Below are 19118 nucleotides of genomic sequence, written 5' to 3'. Positions count from 1 at the left end.
AGCATGGACCCTACAATGAGGATGGCGGGCTGAGGGGGCAGGTGATGTAGAAGGTGGAACCCTGGCCCTCCTCGGAGTCGAAGCAGATAGAGCCGCCCATTAGTTCGATGAGTTCGTGGCAGAGGTAGAGCCCCAGGCCCATCCCTGGGATCTGGCGGGCGCGGGCGTTATCGGTGCGCATAAAGCGTCCAAAGACACGTCCGTGCTGCTGTTTGGGGATGCCAATGCCTTGATCCTGCACTTTACCGAGGATGCGTTGCCGCTCAGGTTCCTCTTTGAATGCGACCAGGATGGGGCCTCCCTCGGGGCTGTATTTGATGGCGTTATCGATGATGTTGCGCATGATCTGCTCCAGGCGTGAGGGGTCGACGTGTGCAAGCATGGTTTCGCTGCTGGCCTGAAATTCGATCTGGTGTTTATTGGTTGTAGCCTGGAGGCGTGCAGTCACCTGTTGGATGAGTGGCACAATATTTACCGACTGGAGATTGAGAACGAGTCGCCCGGCTTGTAGACGGGTGACATCGAGCAAATCTTCAGTTAGCGATGAGAGACTGTTTGTTGTCTCTGTTATAGCAGCTATGGCCTTTTGTTGGTGTGGTGTGAGGGCTGGTATATCCTCCGGTTTTATCTCTCTTTGTAAGAGATCCGCATAGCTGGCAAGGGTGTTCAGGGGTTTTTGTAGTTCGTGGGCGACGATTTCCACAAACTCATCTTTGAGATATTCGGCCTCCTTGATAGCAGTAATGTCTTGATACATGAGTAGTACGGCCCGCTCGGAGGCTGGTAACCCCATGTTCGCGGGAAGCTCGAATGGTTCCGCATAGATCAGGATGGGAAGCCGTTTTCCGTCATGGCGGCGCACAATTGATTGTAGAGCACGTACATGCTCCCCCTTCTTGAACGCCCGAAAAGTGGCCATCTCATCTGGCGCATATGGTTGTCCCTGGGCATTCAGGATGGTGATATCGTGTGTGCGAAGGAATTCAAGCAATGGTTGGAGAAATGGCCACTGCGTACCCCATACCTGATGGGCGGAACGATTCGCAAAAAGGAGGCGTGCATCTGCTCCTGTCACCAGGAAGACGCCGCAGGATAAGCTGTCAAGGATGCGAAGGAAGAGGGGATTACTGCCAGGCTTTTCTCCCTGGGAGTGCTGTTCCTGGCGCCGGTGCTCGGTAATATCATGGTTGACCTCCAGGATGGCCTGGGGCTTGCCCTGATCATCACGTATAAGCGCCTGGCGGCTCTCCACTACTATCGTGCGCCCATCACGGCTGGTATGTGTCAATTCACCTTCCCACGCTCCCTTTTGCTCAAGGGCTTCGTCGGTTGCAGCCTGGCTCTGGGGAAAGCGTGTTTCCAGCAGACTATGCGTGATTCGGCCCAGGGCTTCCTGCTCGCTCCAGCCATAGAGCTGCTCTGCTCCGCGATTCCAGAAGAGGATACGGCTGACTGGATCGCGTATAAGAATGGCATCGGCAGCTAGATTGACGAGATTGGTCAAGAGGCTCAGGTGTAAGGCCTGCGTCGCATGTTCCCGTTCCTCGGCCTTGTGGTCGGTCATATCATGAATGACGCATAGAGCATGGAGCTTATCATCAAGTATAAGCTGATGCAGGTTGATTTCTACCGGAAACTCAGTACCATCCTTCTTTTGTCCATACAACTCCAGACCCTCTGCTTTGGGATAATTTTGTGGAATGGCGAAGTACTGCTCTCGCTCATAAAGTGAGGCCTCGTGAAGGTGGGATGGAAAGAGAAACTCAAATGATGCTCCATACAGCTCTTTCTCTGCATATCCAAAAAGCTCCTCTGTATGTTTATTCGCCATAACAATCTTCCCTGCCTCGTCGAGTAACAGCAAGGCATCCAAAGAAATATCTAGAAGTACATGAAGATGGGCGCATGGAATCTGCCTGGGTGGAGATGAGGCAGAGAACTGCTGGCTAAAATCCTCTGTATCAGACATCGCAAAGCTTCTCTTTCTTAAGCCACATACTTCATATCCGAAAACCCTGAGCGCGAAGCGCTAGTCACGCCAGTGACGTTGGGTTTCGGAATAAGATCATATTGTGTATGGAATATCCTCTCTCTTCTATTTTAGTGGATAGGCAATGCGTATCTCGAAGCGCGTGATCAGGGTGAAATAGAAAAGTGACACATGCATCTCAGGTGATTTGCACTTTTTATTATCCTATAGGTAGATGGTTGATTTAATCATTTTATAGAGAGGAAACTGATATGAAGAGAGTCATCCTATTTGTGGCCCTTTGCATGTTCGCAGGCGTTCTAGCCTTTTCCCATATTTCTCATGCCTCTGCGCATGAGAATCGTTATGCCGTCAAAATGGGAGGTGGATTTGCTACTGGCAATGGGAACACCATTGATCCGCAACAGTATGGAATCAGCACTGACCCGCAAAACGCCGATCAGCAGCAGGGTGCGATGGATACCGATCAGCAGCAAGGCGCAACCAGCACTGATCAGCAACAGGGGGCGACCACTAGCGACCAGCAGCAGGATGCGACCAATACTGACCAGCAGCAGGATGCGACCAACGCTGACCAGCAGCAAGGCGCGACCACTAGTGACCAGCAGCAGGGCGCGACTAGCACCGATCAGCAGCAGAATGCGACAAACACTGATCAGCAGCAGAATGCGACTAGCACCGATCAGCAGCAGAATGCGACAAACACTGATCAGCAGCAGAATGCGACTAGCGACACGGATACCCAGAATCAGTAATTTGGGTAGATAGCCCTGGCGAAACAGCGTCGCAAGTGAGCCCATGCTTGCATGGGTCCTACAGGTAAATTGAGGCGCAGGGAAAAAAGAGCTTTCCGGCAAAACTTTGCCGGAAAGCTCTTTTTTCCTGGACAAATTGTATCTAATCATGGTATATTTAAGTCATGGAATATCCAGGATAAAATATATCCAAGATGAATAGTGACATGAATTTGAAGGAGGATTATATGACTCAGCGAATAGAATATACTAAAGCCGCGCCCGGAGCAGTGAAAGCGATGTATCAGCTTGAGCATTATGTGCGCAATTGTGGTATAGAGCATTCCCTTTTGGAACTGGTCAAGTTCCGCGCCTCGCAGATCAATGGATGCGCCTATTGTATGGATATGCACACGAAGGATGCGCGCGCGGCGGGGGAGAGCGAGCAGCGTCTCTATTTGCTCTCGGTCTGGCGCGAGACTTCATTCTATAGCGAGCGTGAGCAGGCGGCCCTGGAGTGGACCGAGGCCCTGACACTGCTGCCGAGCAATGATGTCCCCGATGAGCTTTATGAGCGCGTACATGCGCAGTTTAATGACGAGGAGTTGACCAACCTGACGCTGGCCATCGTCGCCATCAATGGATGGAACCGCTTCGGAGTTGGCTTCCGCTCCGAACCAGGAACTTACCAGCCCGCGCAGCAGCGCTAACGGGTTTTTGAAAAAAGAGAGTATCCAGGCTCGCAGGTCTTCCACCCGCGAGCCTGGATACTCTCTTTTTTTACAGTTTTTATGAGGATGTGGCCTGGTGCTGGTCCTGTTCGGTGTCTTGCTTGATACCCAGGCGGCGGCGGACCTCAAGCGCGCGAAGGACGGCATCGCGGCTCAAGATGCCCAGCAGGCGGCCATTCTCGACCACAGGGAGCTGGTTGATGTCGCGGTCATTGAGCAGGGTGATGACATCGCGCAGGTTCTGCCCTGGCGCGACAACGTGTAACTGGGAGACTGGCTTCATGACGAAGCCAACGGGGGTAGTGGCCCATTGTTCGCGTGGGATATGGCGAATATCGCTGAGCGTGATCAGGCCCGCGAACTGCTCGCCCTGTGTTATCAACGCCGAGCGCAGACCCTGCGGGAGGATATACTCATCGATGAGGCGCTGGAGCGAGATATTGGCGGGAATGAGGATTATATTATGGCTCATAACATCCTGAACGGTAATATTGTGGAAGGTATCTTCGAAGGTACTCTGGGCACGTGCCGCCTGGGAGGCGCTAAGCATAAACCAGCCGATAAAGGCGATCCAGATACCGCCAAAGCTGTTTCCGCTGAAGAAGAGGAAGATGCCCCAGATGATAAAGCTGATCGCGACCACCTGCCCGATAGCGGCGGCGATATTCGTGGCGCGATTGATATTGCCCGTAAATTTCCAGACAATAGCGCGTAGGATGCGCCCGCCATCCAACGGGTAGCCGGGAATCAGATTAAAGAGGCCGAGCAATAGGTTGGCTGCCCCCAGGTAGAGTAAGATGGCCGCGATAGGATTATCCGCGCCCCTGGTCAAGAGGGCCCAGAGCGCGTAACAGATCCCGCTTATGAGCAGGCTGGCCACAGGGCCGACGATTGCGACCTGGAAATCGGCCCCCGCGCTCCGTGGCTCGCGCTCGATATTAGAGACACCGCCAAAGATGAAGAGCGTAATGTTTTTCACAGGCAGGCCACGCGCTCGCGCGACAAACGAATGCGCCAGCTCATGCAGGAGCACGGAGACAAAGAGGAGCAGAGCCGAGACCAGGCCGAGCAGAAAATAAGTACTACTCGTAAAGCCCGGAAAAGATCGAGGAAACAGTCCGGTCGAGAGCGAGACGGTCAGGAGCAAGAGGATAATAATCCAGCTAAGGTTGATATGGATATCAATGCCCGCGATAGTAGCGATGCGAAATGAGCCAGGCATGACAGTACTCCTTGTGATATCACCAGGTACAGGTACTCTTACTCTGATCACGGAGAAAGCCAGAAGTTGGTTACCATTCCCTTGCTTTTGCAAGTAGCGGACAATTGAAAGGGAGCTTGAAGAAAGCATACTGGGGACGTAAGGGTGATATGGTAGTATAGAGCGTCCTGGCCCAGGACGCTCTATACTACCATATCACCCTTAAGCTGATTGCTGGTCGCTACATTCGATGATGTGTGAGGGTGGAAAGTCCTTTCCCGGCCTGGCGACAGATTGCAGGCGCAATTGGAGCGCAGAGGTGCCATAGGTGCCGGGGAAATGCAAGAGGAACTCCTGCTCATCTTTATAGCCAGAGGGAACGAGCTTGAGGATATCATCGCGGGAGGAATCGGAGGAGGTTAGCAGGACTGTGGCGCCGAAATATTGCCATAAGCGGTAGGCAAGCACGCGTGCCTGGCGTTCGTTGGTGCCTTCGACATCCAGGATAATGAGCGATGGCGGATCCTGCATGTCCTTGATCTCTTCTACGAGCTGTTCACTGGCCGCAAGATAGTTCTCTTCAGAGAGGGCCTCTAGCTCAAAGAAGGAGATCGGAGTGTGCTGGACGGGGAGATCGATGTCCGACTGGTAGGCTGTGTACCAGGCGCGTGCCCGTTGTCCAAGGTCCTGCAATTTCTCGGTGGAACAGAAAGCTACTGAACCAGGATGAACCAGATGCCCAAACCAGGATTTGCCAGTAGCGGAGCAGAGCGCCCAATCGAGCAGGAGCAGCGATCTACCAATGTGGAGCGGGCCTTGCATAACGGTAAGTTCTCCCCGAGGGAGGATGTGCTCAATCAACCAGGTGAGACCAGGAGTCGCGTTTTTCATATGTGCCCTCGATCTTGCCAGGGGTGGAGACCACCCAGTGAGTACGCCTTGCGTGGGATTACCAATGAGAGCGTTGGGAAGATCGCCCTCGTGTCTCCTTATTATTCATTATTTATGTCTATAAGTCAAAGGTTTGAATAAAGAATTGACACAATGTATACAAAATATGTAAATCCTGCCTTTTGCCTTTAGGGACGGGCTTGAAATTGGGATGCTCTATTGTATAGTTCTGCTTGCAGGCAGAGAAGGCTGTTGAGGCATACGGGGGAAAGAATATTTCATCTGGCGAATGCACCGTATCTGACGAAAAAAGGTGGTATGGATGCCAGCGGGCGAACACACTAGAAGTGCTCATAACGTATCCTGTATATAGGGTACGTTATGAGCACTTCTAGTGTGTTCCAGGGTCCAGGCATGCCTGGACCCTGGAACACAGCAAATGTATCTTAGTGGGTAAGAGTGTCAGTAACTTCGTCATCTAGTTGCAGGGGAGTTAAGACGCTATAGCGTTGTTGGTTGTCTTTGTAATCCTGTGGCGAGAGGCAACCCTGGCGCTGCCACTGGTTGTTTCCATCCTCGAAGGCCTGTATTTCAATAGCATGCAGGCGGGCAAGCGAGATGTTCTTGCCTGCGGCGAGATCACGGAGTTTCTTCCCTGCGCGTACCTGTTGCTTGACCTGGTCGAGGTTTATTTGAAGCTGGTTAGCTATCTCTTGTAAGATGCTATCCATAGGGAGACGAGGACCACAGGCAGTGTTTTTACCCTGCGAGTTGCTTGAAGATGCCTCATCTTGGGTCACATGGTTTGCAGGCTGTCGTATCGTTACCTGCCAGAGAATTATGCCTCCGCCTAGCAGGATAATAGCGCTCAGTCCGACGACAAGCAGCAGCTTGCCCCATGTATTGGACCTGGCTTGAGGTTTTTTATTGAGATCAATTTGTGGTGCTGGCATAGCGAAGTTGTTCCCTTCTTTATTCATAGCGCAGAGCTTCCGCTGGCGAGAGGTGTGCAGCCTGGCGAGCCGGGAAAATGGTTGCGAGAGATGCTACCAGGTAACAGGCCAGGAGTATCAACAGCAAGGGTAAGATGGGCAAGGGAAAGTTCTCGGAGTAGGCAGTAAAGACCTGGTAAGCGAGGCCACAGGCTAGCAGCGTCCCAAGCAGCAGACCCAGAGTGACAATGATGCTCGCTTCTAGCAAGAAGGAGCGTAGGATTAATCCACGCGAGAAGCCTAACGCACGCAACATACCAATCTGTTGTCGTCGCTCAACTACTGCGCGGCTGATGATAATGGCGATTGCCAGGATGCCAAAGATTAGTCCCAGGCCGAGATACCCTGTGATAGTTAGCGTTAATATAGCTGTGGCCGTATTGCCCTCGCTGGGATCGAGTACCTGAAAGGCCAGGCGTCGATTGCCCGAACTGAAGATGTGGTTCAGCACGCGTATGGCCTGGCTGTTTTGGGTTCCATCACGTTCTTGAAAGAGGTAGGTGTAGTACGTGATGTCGCCTTTACCTTTGACAGCCTGTCCAATCATAAGATCACGTGCTGTGCGCTGAGATACGAAGAGGGAGGGATAATAGGTGTCGGGTGCGAGGATGCCAATAATGATCACAGGATGATAATGCACGCCTTGAGGGACTGTGCGATCAGGAATATCAACCGTAAAGGGCTTAAAACCATTGCCTGTAGGTAGCCCTGACGCATCGGTGTCATAGCGCAACACCGCATATCCAGCCTGATTTTGTAGCGTGTCCCAGACCTGGCGGTCAGAGGTATAGGACTGGGCGCGTGCCAGAAAGGGAAGCTGGGTGCCAGCGAGGAAGGCGTCACTGGCCTCAGTTGGCATCAGACTCTTAAGAGTGGTATCGCCGTTGGGCAGATGCAGGCGTAGCGGCACGTTGAGGGCTACCTGATTGCCTTTGATAATGCCGAGCAGTGCGTGTAGGGATGCCATACGTTGAAACTGTTGCTGTAGTTCGGGCGCAGACTGAAATTGTTGCTCCAGTCCTGGCCTGGGATCTGTCATGCCAAGTTGGTAACCGCCTGTGATGGTATCTAGCTGATTGTGCTGAATGTCTACCAGATTGATGGTGGTAAAGAAAGTCACAAGCAACATGACCAGGCTCAGCAAGGAGATGGTCGTGCCAGTGCGGAAGCGGAATGTTAGCGGATAGGCCAGGCTTGTACGACTGATAGGCGCCAGGCTACGTACACGTCGTATAAGTGTTGAAAAAGCGTGAAGTAGGAGATCCACATTGGACATCGCCAGGATGACTGCTCCACTCACGAGTGTCAACGTGCTTAATAGCGTATCAAGCGTCAGGAATGGCTCATTGTCACCTGGAACGTCGATAAAGAAGCCCAGGAGAATGTTTTTATAGAGGCCGAAAGCCAGCCAGCTTAACCCCAGGAGCGTAAAGCCCAGGCGGCGCGCGAAGCTAGAAGGTACTTTGAGACATTGAAGGAGCCAGGCAATGAGCAGACAGGCTCCGGCACAGGCGAGGGTAATGCCGAGGTGTTGTAACCAGATCTGCTCCTGATGCATACCTTGCTGAAGCAGGTAAAGTCCTAGCGGAAGGCTAAGTACGCCGCGAGCAAAGAGTCCCCAGAGCAGTCTCCCTATGGCCTCGACTCGTCGCCCTATCTGGCGCGCCAGGGTTTCAGGGATGACCAAACCAGCTTCGTCGCGAGGTGGTAGCCATAGCGCGAGCACAAGTTGTGATAAACGAGCTGTAAGGGTAGGTGGCTCATCGAGATTGCGGATAGCCGCGACAATATTTGGGCTACTGATCCAGATAGCGCTAAGGAATATGGCCAGTAGCGCCACCAGTGTGCCCAGACAATAGGCCGTTCCAAGGTTCTGCCAGCTCACCCAGACGTGTAGCGCTATGGATGCGCCCCCTAATTGCGGAACCGTGGAGAGAAGTGCTAACAGAGCGGCGATAATACCCAGCCCCAACAGAATGCCGAGTAAGCCTCCTACCAGAGTATAGATACAGCCCTCAAGTAATAATAGCTGGATGAGGTGTCCACGCTGAAGCCCAAGCGCGCGACTGATACCCAGTTCAGAGCGTCGCTCAGCGGCCAGTAAGAGGAAGAGGAGCACCAGGAGAAGCAGCGCCGCGCCAACCAGGAGATCGCTGAGGAGGGGGATAGAGAAGTGGAGCTGCTGCGCGGCGCTTGTCTGGCGTAAGGCGAAGCTTAAAGGTACGCCGTAACGCTGCACCATATCCGGCTTGAGAGGATGAATTAGCACATCATTAAATTGTGTATCGAGGTCAAGGCCGCCGTTTACATCGAGAACGGGTACGCCGACGATATGGCTGAGAGTGCTCTGTATGGCCTGGCTACGTTCTCCGGCGGGCCCAATATCATCCATGCCCCCGCTGCCTACATTTTTCACGCAAATGGTATTCACAATAAAATCCTGGTGAAGCTGTTGGGCTGCCAATCCCTGCAAGGTAGCGAGCGGTAAGATGATCTCTCCTGCGGGGTTGTTGCTAGCCAGTTCACCGGAGGTAAAGGCCAGGTCGTTAGGCAGCAGGGCGCGTACACGAGCGCTTGTCGAGATGAATTTTCCCACGCCACTAAAGAAGAATTGGATTTGTAAGGTATCTCCTGGTTGTACATCAAAACTGCTAACCAGGGTCTTGCTCAGGTAGACCTCGTCTGGACGCAGGTCGGCGAAGTGGATATGCTGCCCATGGCTGTCGGTAAGTGGACCATAGACAGTGTCGAAGTCCGGGGGAATAGCGTAGGTGGACAGACTCCCCAGGGAGGTACCTGTACGGCTTGACCAGACATTTGAGCCACCAGCCCCATGCGCATAGAAAAGTGCTGAGACCGCCTGTACGTCGTGTTGCTGCCGTATCTGCGCCTGATAAGTAGCGATCTGCTGTTGCGTGAAGGTTCCAGTGATCGATTCATCAACGTTGCCCATCTGTGCCAGGCGATAGGGAGCCATTGAGGCGTTAAAACTGTCCTGGATGCCAAGCGCGGCCACGATGATGCCAGTTGCCAGTGCCAGACCGAATACCAGGAGCAGGGCTTGCCGGGGGCGGCGCAAGGCGTTGCACGCGCCCATCTTTAGCAAAAATGGTTTCAGGCTTCCTGATAGCAGGATACCGAGAAGACATGTACCGGTAATGAGTCCGAGCCAGGCGACGAGGATCGTAGGAGAGAGGTCATTGATAATATTATGCATGGCTTTCTCCACTCTGCTGAATTGCGGTTAAGGGAGATCCGGTTGCTGAAAGTGGCTGATCTTCCACAATAGAACCATCGCGCATCATAATCAGGCGTTGAGCCTGGCGAGCGACCTCAGGTGCATGCGTTACCCAGACAAAGGTCAGGTTGTAATCGCGATTGAGTGAGAGCATCAGATCGATAATCTCCTGGCTGGTCTGGCTGTCGAGCGCACCTGTTGGCTCATCGGCCCAGATGATAGAGGGAGCTGTGGCGAGGGCACGAGCGATGGCGAAGCGTTGACGTTGCCCTCCGCTCATCTCGGCCGGACGATGGGAGCGCCAGTCGCCCAGGCCAACCTGCTCAATGCTGAGCAGGGCCCGTTCACGAGCCTCTTTCGCCCGCACGCCGCTGGCGAGAAGGGGTAACTCAACATTCTCCAGCCCGGTGAGAATTGGTAGCAGGTTATAAGTTTGAAAGATGAAACCCATTTCGCGAGCGCGGAAGGCGGTAAGCTCGCGGTCTGAGAAACTACGAATATCCTTGCTCGCGATTTTGATGATGCCGGAAGAGACATTATCGAGCCCACTTAGGCAGTTGAGAAGTGTGGTTTTTCCGCATCCGCTTGGACCCATGATTGCCACAACCTCGCCTTGCCGAATGTGAAGGTTGATACCTTTCAAGGCCTGAACATGTAATTTTCCTGTAGCGTAATTTTTGCGCACATCAATGGCCTCAATAATATCTGATTTTTGCGCCTGCATTTCTGATATAAACATAAACTGCTGCTCCTGTTATGTGTAGCGCTTAATAGAGACTTTACACGATACTGGATCTGTTTAAACTGTACGCAACATTGAGGCGGAAGACATCGTATATCCATGCAAACCTCATTGATCAAACCTGTATTGCACAACTCTGCAATCAAGAATGCATGCTTTGACAGCTTGGCTTTCTAGTGAGCGATGCTATACTTGGGTAATATCACTCGCTTCGTCTGGTATAAGCTGTGGCATTTGCACATCGCAGTCTATACCCAGACGAAGCGACGTAGGCGCCGAGAACGCCCTATAAAATGGAGCGATGCGTAAGATGCAGCAGCGGAATATAGTTGTCAGTCAGAAACATCCTTTGCGCTGGCTTCTCCTGGTATGGGTAGGAGTTGTGTATGCTCAGAGTGTATTGATGTACCTGTCGGCTATGCAAGATTCTATGGGCGTGATGGGGAAAAATGGAGCGGCGGGACTCTACTCAGTCCTTGGAGACCTGGTGTTTGTCTCTTGCGGATTATTGTTACATGGCGCGCTGCATTGGATCGCGCTCTACGGGCATCTCAAGCAGCGTTACCTCTGGGTCTATTTTCTTGTCCAGGCGTTACTCGTAGAGAGTATGTTGGTAGTTACTGGCGCGCAGTTTGCGATCTCAACGCTCTTTCTCGCATTAACGCTTGAGGCAGTGAGCTTGCTTAAGTGGACGCGCCCGACGATTATCATCTCGGGTAGCTACCTTGTTTTATATACGCTTGCGACTCTTCCACAACAAGGTCTATTTACAACCAATTTCCAGAATTCCCTCGTCAAGTCCGCCAACTTCCTGGTCATTCTGATGTTTATCGTTGCCTGCCTTCTCCTCTACCGCCAACGCGCACAGGCTCACCAGCGTGATCAGGAGTTGCTCAGTGAGGTTGAACAGGCGCACCACGAACTGGAACATACCCATGCGCAGTTGGAGGAGGCGCATATACAGCTTGAGGATTACGCAGCCCAGGTACAAGACCTGACGTTGATTACGGAACGTCAGCGGCTGGCACGTGAGCTGCATGACACGCTCTCTCAAGGCCTGGTCGCCATTACTATGCAGTTGGAGACGACGAATGGTTTGCTCGCACGCGAGCAAGTTAGACAGGCACGCGATATTGTGCAGCAAGCGATGGCGCGTGCGCGTGCAACCCTTACGGAGGCTCGCAACGTCATTGACGATCTGCGCGCCGAAACCCCTGGTTCCCTTGATCTGCAAGAGGCTATCCAGCAGGAGGTCAAACGCTTTACTGAGTACACAAGCATTCCCTGTGAGTGTGATATCGAAGCCCTGACCATGGCTCCTCCTGCCTCGTATGAGCATATCCAGCGAATGATTAGCGAGGGACTTAGCAATATCGTGCGGCATGCCCAGGCGCATAACGTTTTTTTGAGTGCTGTGTGTGAGCGGCAACAGCTAATCATTATGTTACGCGATGACGGGGTTGGTTTTGCTCCTGCCCAGGCGCAGCAGCTACCTGGCCACTTCGGTTTGCTCGGACTACGTGAGCGCGCGCGCCTGATCGGGGCTCGCTTTGAGGTATGCAGTGATCCGGGTAAGGGAACGACCCTGCGTTTCTTTTGCCTGCTCTCCTTGGAGCAGCATCCGCAAGAACAGCGTGAAACGGTCTGGGAAGAGGTGCGTCATGAGTGAAGAATATACACGTATGAAAGCGAATGAGCATGAGCAGGGGCTAATCCGTGTCGTCGTTGTAGACGATCATCAGGTTGTGCGTGAAGGCTTGCGTATGATGCTAGAGATATTGGGCGAGGGCTTTGTCATGGTGGGGGAGGCGGCAGATGGAGCAAGCGCTCTTCGTATCGTCAAAGAGGCGCAACCCGATGTAGTGTTGATGGATTTGCGTATGCCAGGAATGGATGGGCTGGAGGCGATCACTCATTTGCGGGCGCAATGGCCGCATATCGCGATCGTTATTTTGACTACCTATAACGAGGACGATCTTATGTTACGCGGTCTACGTGCTGGCGCTTGCGGTTATCTGCTGAAAGACACCAGTAGTGAAACAATGTTTCAGGCCATACGGAGCGCGGCGCGTGGAGAAACGCTGCTTCAGCCGGGAATTGTGGCGCGCCTGCTTTCTCATGCTTCTCAGGAGCAGCGTCCCTCTCCAAGGGCCAGGAGTAGTGGCGAGGGTGAGCTAAGCGAGAGAGAGCTAGAAGTTTTGCGTAGAGTGGCGAGTGGCGAGCGCAGCAAAGAGATTGCAGCCCAACTTGGTATCAGCCTGCGCACGGTGGGGGCGCATCTCACCAGTATTTATACCAAGCTTGGGGTCGACTCACGTACCTCAGCCGTTGCGGTCGCGCTTGAACGAGGACTCCTGTCTCGTTAGCTTGCACCTGCGGTGCTTCGCATAACATAGGGGTGATAGCGTGATGATGGGCTGGCGAAACCAGCCCATCATCACGCTATCACCCCTATGTTATATCGCTAATCGGTCCAGGTCCAGTCGCGGATCTCGGGCATGTCTTCGAGGTGAGCGCGGACGTAGGTATGGTGCTTGGCAAGTAGGTCGTTACATTCAGCGATCAGGGCCGGAGTGAGTCCACGAACGCGCTGAGCGCGGCGCAACACCTCAATGCAGAGGTGGTAGCGGCTCATGCCGTTGAGCACCACCATGTCGAAGGGAGTCGTGGTTGTGCCTTCTTCGTTGAAGCCGCGTACGTGGAAGCGTTCCTCGTTAGCGCGACCATGCACGATTTCGTGAACGGCGCGTGGATAGCCGTGAAAGGCGAAGACGACCGGTTTGTCCTCGGTAAAATGCTCGACGAATTTGGCCTCCTCCATGCCGTGAGGATGGAGATAGGGGGGATAGAGCGTCATCAGGTCGACCACGTTGACCACGCGTACTTTTAGCTCTGGGATGTGCTGGCGTAGCCACCAGGCCGCCGCGACGGTCTCCAGGGTGGGAATATCGCCCGCGCAGGCCATGACCACGTCTGGCTCAACGTCCTGGTCGTTGCTGGCCCACTGCCAGGTCGAGAGGCCGCGTGTACAGTGGTCAATGGCATCTTGCATATTGAGCCATTGGAGTTGGGGCTGCTTATCGATCACAATCAGGTTGACATAGTTGCGGCTGCGCAGGCAGTGATCGGCCACCGAGAGGAGGCAGTTGGCATCGGGTGGCAGGTAGATACGCGCCACGGTTCCTTTCTTGGAGAGCACGGTATCGATCAGGCCGGGTCCCTGGTGGCTGAACCCGTTGTGGTCGTTGCGCCAGCAGGTTGAGGTCAGCAGGATATTGAGCGAGGAGATATCCGCGCGCCAGGGGAGCTTGATGCCCTCCTCCATCCACTTGGAGTGCTGGATGGTCATAGAGGCCGAGACCATGGCGAAGGCCTCATAGGTGGCGAAGATGCCATGGCGTCCGGTGAGGAGATAGCCCTCCAGCCAGCCCTGACAGAGATGCTCGCTTAAGACCTCCATCACGCGCCCATCGGGCGAGAGATTGTCATCATCGCTGATAATTGGCTCGACGAAGCAGCGATTCTCGACCTCAAACACATTGCTCAGGCGGTTGGAGTTGGTCTCGTCGGGACAGAAGAGGCGGAAGTTCTGCTGCTCTTTATTGGCGGAGAAGATGTCGCGCATCCACATGCCGAGCTGGCGCGTAGACTCATGCCGCTCCGTGGCGGGCTTCTTGACACCCAGGGCGTAATCGGTAAAGAGTGGGAGATGTAGATCCTGGAGCAGGAGACCACCATTGGCGTGAGGATTGGCGCCCATGCGGCGCGTGCCCTGTGGTGCTAGCTCCGCCAGTTCGGAGATAAACCTTCCATTCTCGTCAAAGATCTCGTCTGGCTGGTAGCTGCGCATCCACTCTTCGAGCATATGCAGATGCTCTGGATTGTTTTTGACCCCGTCGATGGGAACCTGGTGCGCGCGGTAGGTCCCCTCGATGCGTTTGCCATCAACCTCCTTTGGCCCGGTCCAGCCTTTGGGGGTACGCAGAATGATCGCGGGCCAGGGGGGCACGCCCTGGACGCCGTGTGAGCGGGCATGCTCCTGGCAGGCGCGAATCTTCTCATAGCAGGTATCAAGTAGCTCGGCGAAGGCGTGGTGCATCTGCATGGGGTCATCGCCCTCCAGGAAATGCACATCGTAGCCATAGCCAGAGATTAATCTGCGAATGCGCTCATCAGAGGCACGCCCCAACACTGTGGGACTGGAGATTTTATAGCCATTGAGGTGGAGGATGGGGAGGACCGCGCCATCACGGATAGGATTGAGATAGCTCAGACTCTTCCAGGCGCCCTCAAGCGGCGCGGTCTCCGCCTCGCCATCGCCGATCACCGCCGCCACAATTAGATCAGGATTATCGAAGGCCGCGCCAAAGGCATGCGAGAGCACATAGCCCAGCTCACCGCCCTCGTGAATGGAGCCAGGGGTAGGAACGCTGACGTGGCTGGGAATGCCGCCTGGAGTCGAGAACTGACGGAAGAGCCTGTGCATCCCATCGTGATCCTGTGTGATATGGGGATAGACCTCGCTATAGGTGCCCTCCAGGTAGACATTGGCCACGATAGCGGGTCCACCGTGGCCAGGTCCCGCCAGGTAGATCATATTGGCGTCGCGCTCCTTGATGAGGCGATTAAGGTGGACATAGATAAAGCTTAGACCGGGCGAAGTCCCCCAATGGCCCAGCAGGCGGGGTTTGATATGTTCGGGGCTAAGCGGCTCTCGTAAGAGAGGATTAGCCTGCAAATAGATCTGGCCGACAGTCAGATAGTTGGCCGCATTCCAGTAACGATGCATGCGTTCAAGCTGAGGCTGGTCGAGTTGCGCCATGACACTCTCCTTGATACAGAGAATTATGCTTTCTACTTTTATGATAGCTATATCCTTACAACACATGCGCCCTGAGCGCTGCGAGCCATTTCTAACACGTGTGGTTGCATGTATGCGTTACGCTTGGCATAAGCAAGCTATGTGCTATGTATATTATTCTATAACAATTTTTTAATGCTTGTACAGCAAATATATATGTCTAAATGCTAAATAACCACAAAGTTGATTGCTACATTTATGAATTTTTAATACTCATGTGAGTAAAATGTGAGATTGTGAAAATTAAAAGTGATAAATTTGTGATATGAAATGCTTAAGATAAGCACAGTACATAAAATATTCGCGAGACAAGATTTCCAAGAGGTTGGACGAACCATCATGCGCTGCCCGCAGCGTCGGTAGAGTGACAGCAGACACCTCTCACTCTCTTGCCCGCTATAGCAGTCCCGTTACCCGACCTGGATGGGTAGCGGGACTGTTTTTGGCCAGACTAGGAAGTGGCGCCGGAGGGGGAGGCGAGGAGGTAGCCGATGCCGACCTTGGTGAGCAGATAGCGTGGATGCGAGGGATCAGGCTCTAGCTTGCGGCGTAGGCGGTTGATATTGACCTGGAGCATATGGCTCTCGCCTATGTACTCGCTCCCCCAGACGTGTTCGAGTAGCTGGTCATGAGTGACGATGTGCCCCATGTTCTGTGCCATGTAGGCAAGCAGGCGGTATTCGATAGGTGTGAGGGAGAGCTCTTTTGTGCCCTTGATGATAAGATGCTGTGAATAGTCAATGGTCAATTCGCCGATGCTGGCTTGCATGCGTGTAGCCTGGCCTGGCTCGCTGGCGCTGAAGCGTGAGCGGCGTAGGACCGCGCGCACGCGTGCCAGGAGTTCCTCAATACTAAATGGTTTGGTCAGATAGTCATCGGCACCCAGGTCCAGCCCCTTGACCTTATCGCGATCCTGGCCACGGGCCGTAATGATGATAATGGGCACCATTGAGAACTCGCGAATATGCTTGCAGACTGTAAAGCCATCCACCCTGGGCATCATGACATCAAGTAAAATAAGGTCGGGAAGCTGTTTCTCTACGATGGCCAGGGCCTGTTCCCCGTCGCTGGCTGTGAGTACCTCGTAGTCTTCTAGCTCCAGGTTGCGCGAGACGAGCCGTAAAAGCTGTGAGTCGTCGTCAGCGGTGAGAATGACGGTTTTTTTCGCAGGCATATGTTTATGCTTCCTCTTCTCGTGGAGATATGTAGTGGTAGCCAGACAGAACACACGCATCTCTATCATGTGTGTATCTGCATGTATTGTGCCGGAAATGCCTCTATTTGTAAAGTGTTTATCTCAATAAAAAAGTGGAACGAGCATTCTTTCACGAGGTTTTAATACCTTTTATCTTGTTATTCACCTTAAATTCTATTATTATAGACTCATGAAAATAAGCTCTTATTTGAAAAACAATTTATGGTTGCAACGCTTTAGTGTGATGCTCGATGCCGCCTGGCATCGCTGGCATATGTTCCCTCTCTCGGGCATTATTACAGCGGTGATGGGGACGGCCCTGCTGACGAGCCTCTTATATATGTGTGATCTCTGGCTTATTTTTCTGCCCAACGCTGGCGTCTTATATTTCCCCTTAATTGCCGTGCTGGCATATTATTGGCCTGTGCGCTATACCTTTCTGGCTATCGCATTGCAGATCGTATGTGTCTATGTGGTCTTAATTGACCCGGTTGGCCTGGTGAAGCCGCTTGCACCCATGCTGGTCCAGCTAGCAATCTTCCTCCTGATGATGTCTTCAATCCTGGTACTCGTGCAGCTTGCGGTCAAACGACGCCAGAGTGCGGAACAGAGCGCCCGCAAGTTTGCCGCTCTCTATAAAGTAGGAACCGCGCTCTCTAGCGAGCTAGACGAGAAGAAGTTGCTGCACCTGATCGCTGAGACGGCCTGCCAGTTGACGGGAGCGGAGTTCGCGGCCTTTACCTTGCGCCCCCTGAATGAGTTTGGTCAGCCGATAACCCCTGTTGGCGGGAATGCGTTTTACCTGGCGGCGGTCGTGGGGGTTTCGTCTCAGCAAGAGCATTTTTTCCAGCATATGTCTTTCAAGGGCGAGGGGCTGCTCGCGCCCATTTTCTGGGAGGGGGTGCCGGTGCGCATAGCGGATGTTCTGGTGCATGGGCGTATGGCTGGTGTGCATCGCCACGATATGTCGCCCGAGTGGATTAAAGCGGGACGGCAGGCTGCTGTGGACTATGCGCAAGGGCGCGTTTCGAAGGAGAAGCTGCTCAGCGTAGGCGTGCCTAAGAACCATCCCGTGGTGCGGAGCTTTCTGGGTGTGCCCTTGCTAGATCGCTCATCTGTCGTGCGCGGAGGCTTGCTGCTGGGTCATGGTGCGCCGGATCATTTTACGGAGGAGGATGAGGCTCTGTTGCTTGGTCTGGGCACACAGGCAGCCATTGCCCTGGATAACGCGCGGCTCTATCACTCAGCCCATATTCATGTGCTGGAGACGGATGCCATCTTTGAGCATATCGCCGACGGGGTTATGTTGATGGATGTGCATGGGTGTATACTGCGCGAGAACCTGGCCGCGCGCCATATTCGCGAACTGCTTCAAGATGAGCAGAATCACAGACAAGAGATCACGGCTATGCTCGCGGGACCGATTCAGAGCGCGACGACGGAGAGACGCGACCTGAACTTTACGGTCATGGTCAATACCTCCAATAACGAGGTGCGCGAGTATATGGTCAATGTCTCGCCACTACATCTGCCCAAGGCCTCGATTGTTCCCATGCATCCCCGGTACCGTACGACGAAGGAGGAGCAGTCGTTAAAGGCCTCAGGCGCCGTCATTGTCTGGAATGATGTAACCGAGACACGCCGCTTGATGGCCTATGCCGAGGCTGAGCGGTTAAAGGATGAGTTTATCACTATCGCGGCCCATGAATTACGTACGCCCCTGGCGGTCCTGAAGGGCTTTGCTCAAACCTTGCTGGTGCAGACCGCGCGCGGCAAGGGGGCCGAACTGGCCGAATGGCAGGTGGAGGCGCTCCAGAACATTGACCAGGCCACATCGCGCATGGTAGACCTGGCTTCGGACCTGTTGGATGTTGCACGTCTCCAGACTGGCAGCTTGCAACTACATTTTGAGCCTGTGGACTTGATCGCGCTGCTGAAGCGCGTCGTCACGCGTCTGCAAGTCACCACCGAACGCCATACGCTGGCTCTACATATATTTACCGACCACTTTGTCGTCGATATCGACCAGCAGCGTATTGAGCAGGTGCTGACGAATATTATTGGCAATGCGATCAAGTATAGCCCCCTGGGCGGGGCCATTCAGATCGACGTGGATGCGCACCAGCAGAATACGGTGCTGGTAAGCGTCAAAGATACAGGCATTGGTATCCCTGAGCAGCAGCAGGGGCAGATCTTTGGTCGCTTTATGCGCGCGGACAATGCACTTAACGAGGGGATTGCCGGCACGGGTCTGGGCCTCTACCTCTGCCGAGAACTGGTGGAGCGCCATGGTGGGCATACCTGGTTTGAGTCGATGGAGGGAGAGGGTTCAACCTTCTACCTCTCTTTCCCCGTCTCCTCCTCGCAAAAGGTACTGGCGGACGGTGCGGGGGATGGCGCTGCTAATGGAGTTTTAATAATGAATCCGAGAATGTCTGCGGCCTACGCTGCGTCGCCCCAGGTTCCATAGGCGCCCGATAAATCGGGCGCCTATGATGGGTGAAAACATTTCGCCTGGTATTCTCAGATTATTTTTTACAGCA

General features: G+C 53.6%; 13 protein-coding genes. 5 read left to right on the top strand and 8 right to left on the bottom strand.

Going from position 1 to position 19118, the window contains the following annotated elements; all coding sequences use genetic code 11:
• Positions 1-10 precede the first annotated feature (10 nt).
• Positions 11-1969, bottom strand: coding sequence for a PAS domain S-box protein (locus tag JMJ04_RS26665; RefSeq protein ID WP_201373458.1), 1959 nt, complete (start codon positions 1967-1969; stop codon positions 11-13).
• Positions 1970-2241: 272 nt separating this feature from the next.
• Between JMJ04_RS26665 and JMJ04_RS26660 the strand changes: the two genes are divergently transcribed.
• Positions 2242-2745, top strand: a complete 504-nt coding sequence (locus tag JMJ04_RS26660; protein ID WP_201373457.1) for a hypothetical protein — start codon at positions 2242-2244, stop codon at positions 2743-2745.
• 227 nt (positions 2746-2972) lie between these two features.
• A complete protein-coding gene (locus JMJ04_RS26655; RefSeq protein WP_201373456.1) occupies positions 2973-3434 on the top strand; it encodes a carboxymuconolactone decarboxylase family protein in 462 nt (153 codons plus the stop codon).
• Between the two features lie 79 nt (positions 3435-3513).
• On the opposite strand, the gene JMJ04_RS26650 is transcribed toward JMJ04_RS26655, so the two are convergent.
• The 5 genes from JMJ04_RS26650 to JMJ04_RS26630 form a co-directional block, all read right to left on the bottom strand.
• Positions 3514-4677, bottom strand: a complete 1164-nt coding sequence (locus JMJ04_RS26650; protein WP_201373455.1) for a site-2 protease family protein — start codon at positions 4675-4677, stop codon at positions 3514-3516.
• A 201-nt stretch (positions 4678-4878) separates the two neighbouring features.
• Positions 4879-5547 (bottom strand): AAA family ATPase, encoded by a 669-nt coding sequence (locus tag JMJ04_RS26645; protein ID WP_201373454.1) that lies wholly within the window; start codon positions 5545-5547, stop codon positions 4879-4881.
• Positions 5548-5993: 446 nt separating this feature from the next.
• On the bottom strand, positions 5994-6500 hold the full coding sequence (locus JMJ04_RS26640; RefSeq protein ID WP_201373453.1) for a hypothetical protein: 507 nt from the start codon (positions 6498-6500) through the stop codon (positions 5994-5996).
• 19 nt (positions 6501-6519) lie between these two features.
• Positions 6520-9756, bottom strand: a complete 3237-nt coding sequence (locus JMJ04_RS26635) for an ABC transporter permease (RefSeq protein WP_201373452.1) — start codon at positions 9754-9756, stop codon at positions 6520-6522.
• Positions 9749-10516, bottom strand: coding sequence for an ABC transporter ATP-binding protein (locus tag JMJ04_RS26630; RefSeq protein WP_201373451.1), 768 nt, complete (start codon positions 10514-10516; stop codon positions 9749-9751). The genes JMJ04_RS26635 and JMJ04_RS26630 overlap by 8 nt, the downstream gene beginning before the upstream one ends.
• Positions 10517-10829: 313 nt before the next feature.
• On the opposite strand from JMJ04_RS26630, the gene JMJ04_RS26625 reads away from it, so the two are divergent.
• Both JMJ04_RS26625 and JMJ04_RS26620 read left to right on the top strand, forming a co-directional pair.
• Positions 10830-12188, top strand: coding sequence for a sensor histidine kinase (locus JMJ04_RS26625; protein WP_201373450.1), 1359 nt, complete (start codon positions 10830-10832; stop codon positions 12186-12188).
• Positions 12181-12885, top strand: coding sequence for a response regulator (locus JMJ04_RS26620; RefSeq protein WP_201373449.1), 705 nt, complete (start codon positions 12181-12183; stop codon positions 12883-12885). The genes JMJ04_RS26625 and JMJ04_RS26620 overlap by 8 nt, the downstream gene beginning before the upstream one ends.
• A gap of 98 nt (positions 12886-12983) precedes the next feature.
• Here the strand turns inward: JMJ04_RS26620 and JMJ04_RS26615 are convergent, their stop codons facing one another.
• Complete coding sequence (locus JMJ04_RS26615; protein ID WP_201373448.1) at positions 12984-15341, bottom strand: phosphoketolase family protein; 2358 nt, start codon at positions 15339-15341, stop codon at positions 12984-12986.
• 490 nt (positions 15342-15831) lie between these two features.
• A complete protein-coding gene (locus JMJ04_RS26610) occupies positions 15832-16554 on the bottom strand; it encodes a response regulator transcription factor (RefSeq protein WP_201373447.1) in 723 nt (240 codons plus the stop codon).
• Between the two features lie 229 nt (positions 16555-16783).
• Between JMJ04_RS26610 and JMJ04_RS26605 the strand changes: the two genes are divergently transcribed.
• Positions 16784-19045 carry an ATP-binding protein gene (locus JMJ04_RS26605; RefSeq protein ID WP_201373446.1) on the top strand — a complete coding sequence of 754 codons (2262 nt, stop codon included), beginning with the start codon at positions 16784-16786 and terminating at the stop codon, positions 19043-19045.
• Positions 19046-19118: the final 73 nt, after the last annotated feature.

Origin of the sequence: Ktedonobacter robiniae (genome assembly GCF_016587375.1) — a bacterium.
In the GTDB taxonomy this organism is placed as follows: domain Bacteria; phylum Chloroflexota; class Ktedonobacteria; order Ktedonobacterales; family Ktedonobacteraceae; genus Ktedonobacter; species Ktedonobacter robiniae.
The sequence above is the reverse complement of the archived record's forward strand: the minus strand, read 5'-3'. Positions and strand labels throughout refer to the sequence as shown.

Coding starts and splice junctions, on each gene's coding strand:
- JMJ04_RS26665 (WP_201373458.1), bottom strand. CDS start 1,969: ATGTCTGATACAGAGGATTTTAGCCAGCAGTTCTCTGCCTCATCTCCA.
- JMJ04_RS26660 (WP_201373457.1), top strand. CDS start 2,242: ATGAAGAGAGTCATCCTATTTGTGGCCCTTTGCATGTTCGCAGGCGTT.
- JMJ04_RS26655 (WP_201373456.1), top strand. CDS start 2,973: ATGACTCAGCGAATAGAATATACTAAAGCCGCGCCCGGAGCAGTGAAA.
- JMJ04_RS26650 (WP_201373455.1), bottom strand. CDS start 4,677: ATGCCTGGCTCATTTCGCATCGCTACTATCGCGGGCATTGATATCCAT.
- JMJ04_RS26645 (WP_201373454.1), bottom strand. CDS start 5,547: ATGAAAAACGCGACTCCTGGTCTCACCTGGTTGATTGAGCACATCCTC.
- JMJ04_RS26640 (WP_201373453.1), bottom strand. CDS start 6,500: ATGCCAGCACCACAAATTGATCTCAATAAAAAACCTCAAGCCAGGTCC.
- JMJ04_RS26635 (WP_201373452.1), bottom strand. CDS start 9,756: ATGCATAATATTATCAATGACCTCTCTCCTACGATCCTCGTCGCCTGG.
- JMJ04_RS26630 (WP_201373451.1), bottom strand. CDS start 10,516: ATGTTTATATCAGAAATGCAGGCGCAAAAATCAGATATTATTGAGGCC.
- JMJ04_RS26625 (WP_201373450.1), top strand. CDS start 10,830: ATGCAGCAGCGGAATATAGTTGTCAGTCAGAAACATCCTTTGCGCTGG.
- JMJ04_RS26620 (WP_201373449.1), top strand. CDS start 12,181: ATGAGTGAAGAATATACACGTATGAAAGCGAATGAGCATGAGCAGGGG.
- JMJ04_RS26615 (WP_201373448.1), bottom strand. CDS start 15,341: ATGGCGCAACTCGACCAGCCTCAGCTTGAACGCATGCATCGTTACTGG.
- JMJ04_RS26610 (WP_201373447.1), bottom strand. CDS start 16,554: ATGCCTGCGAAAAAAACCGTCATTCTCACCGCTGACGACGACTCACAG.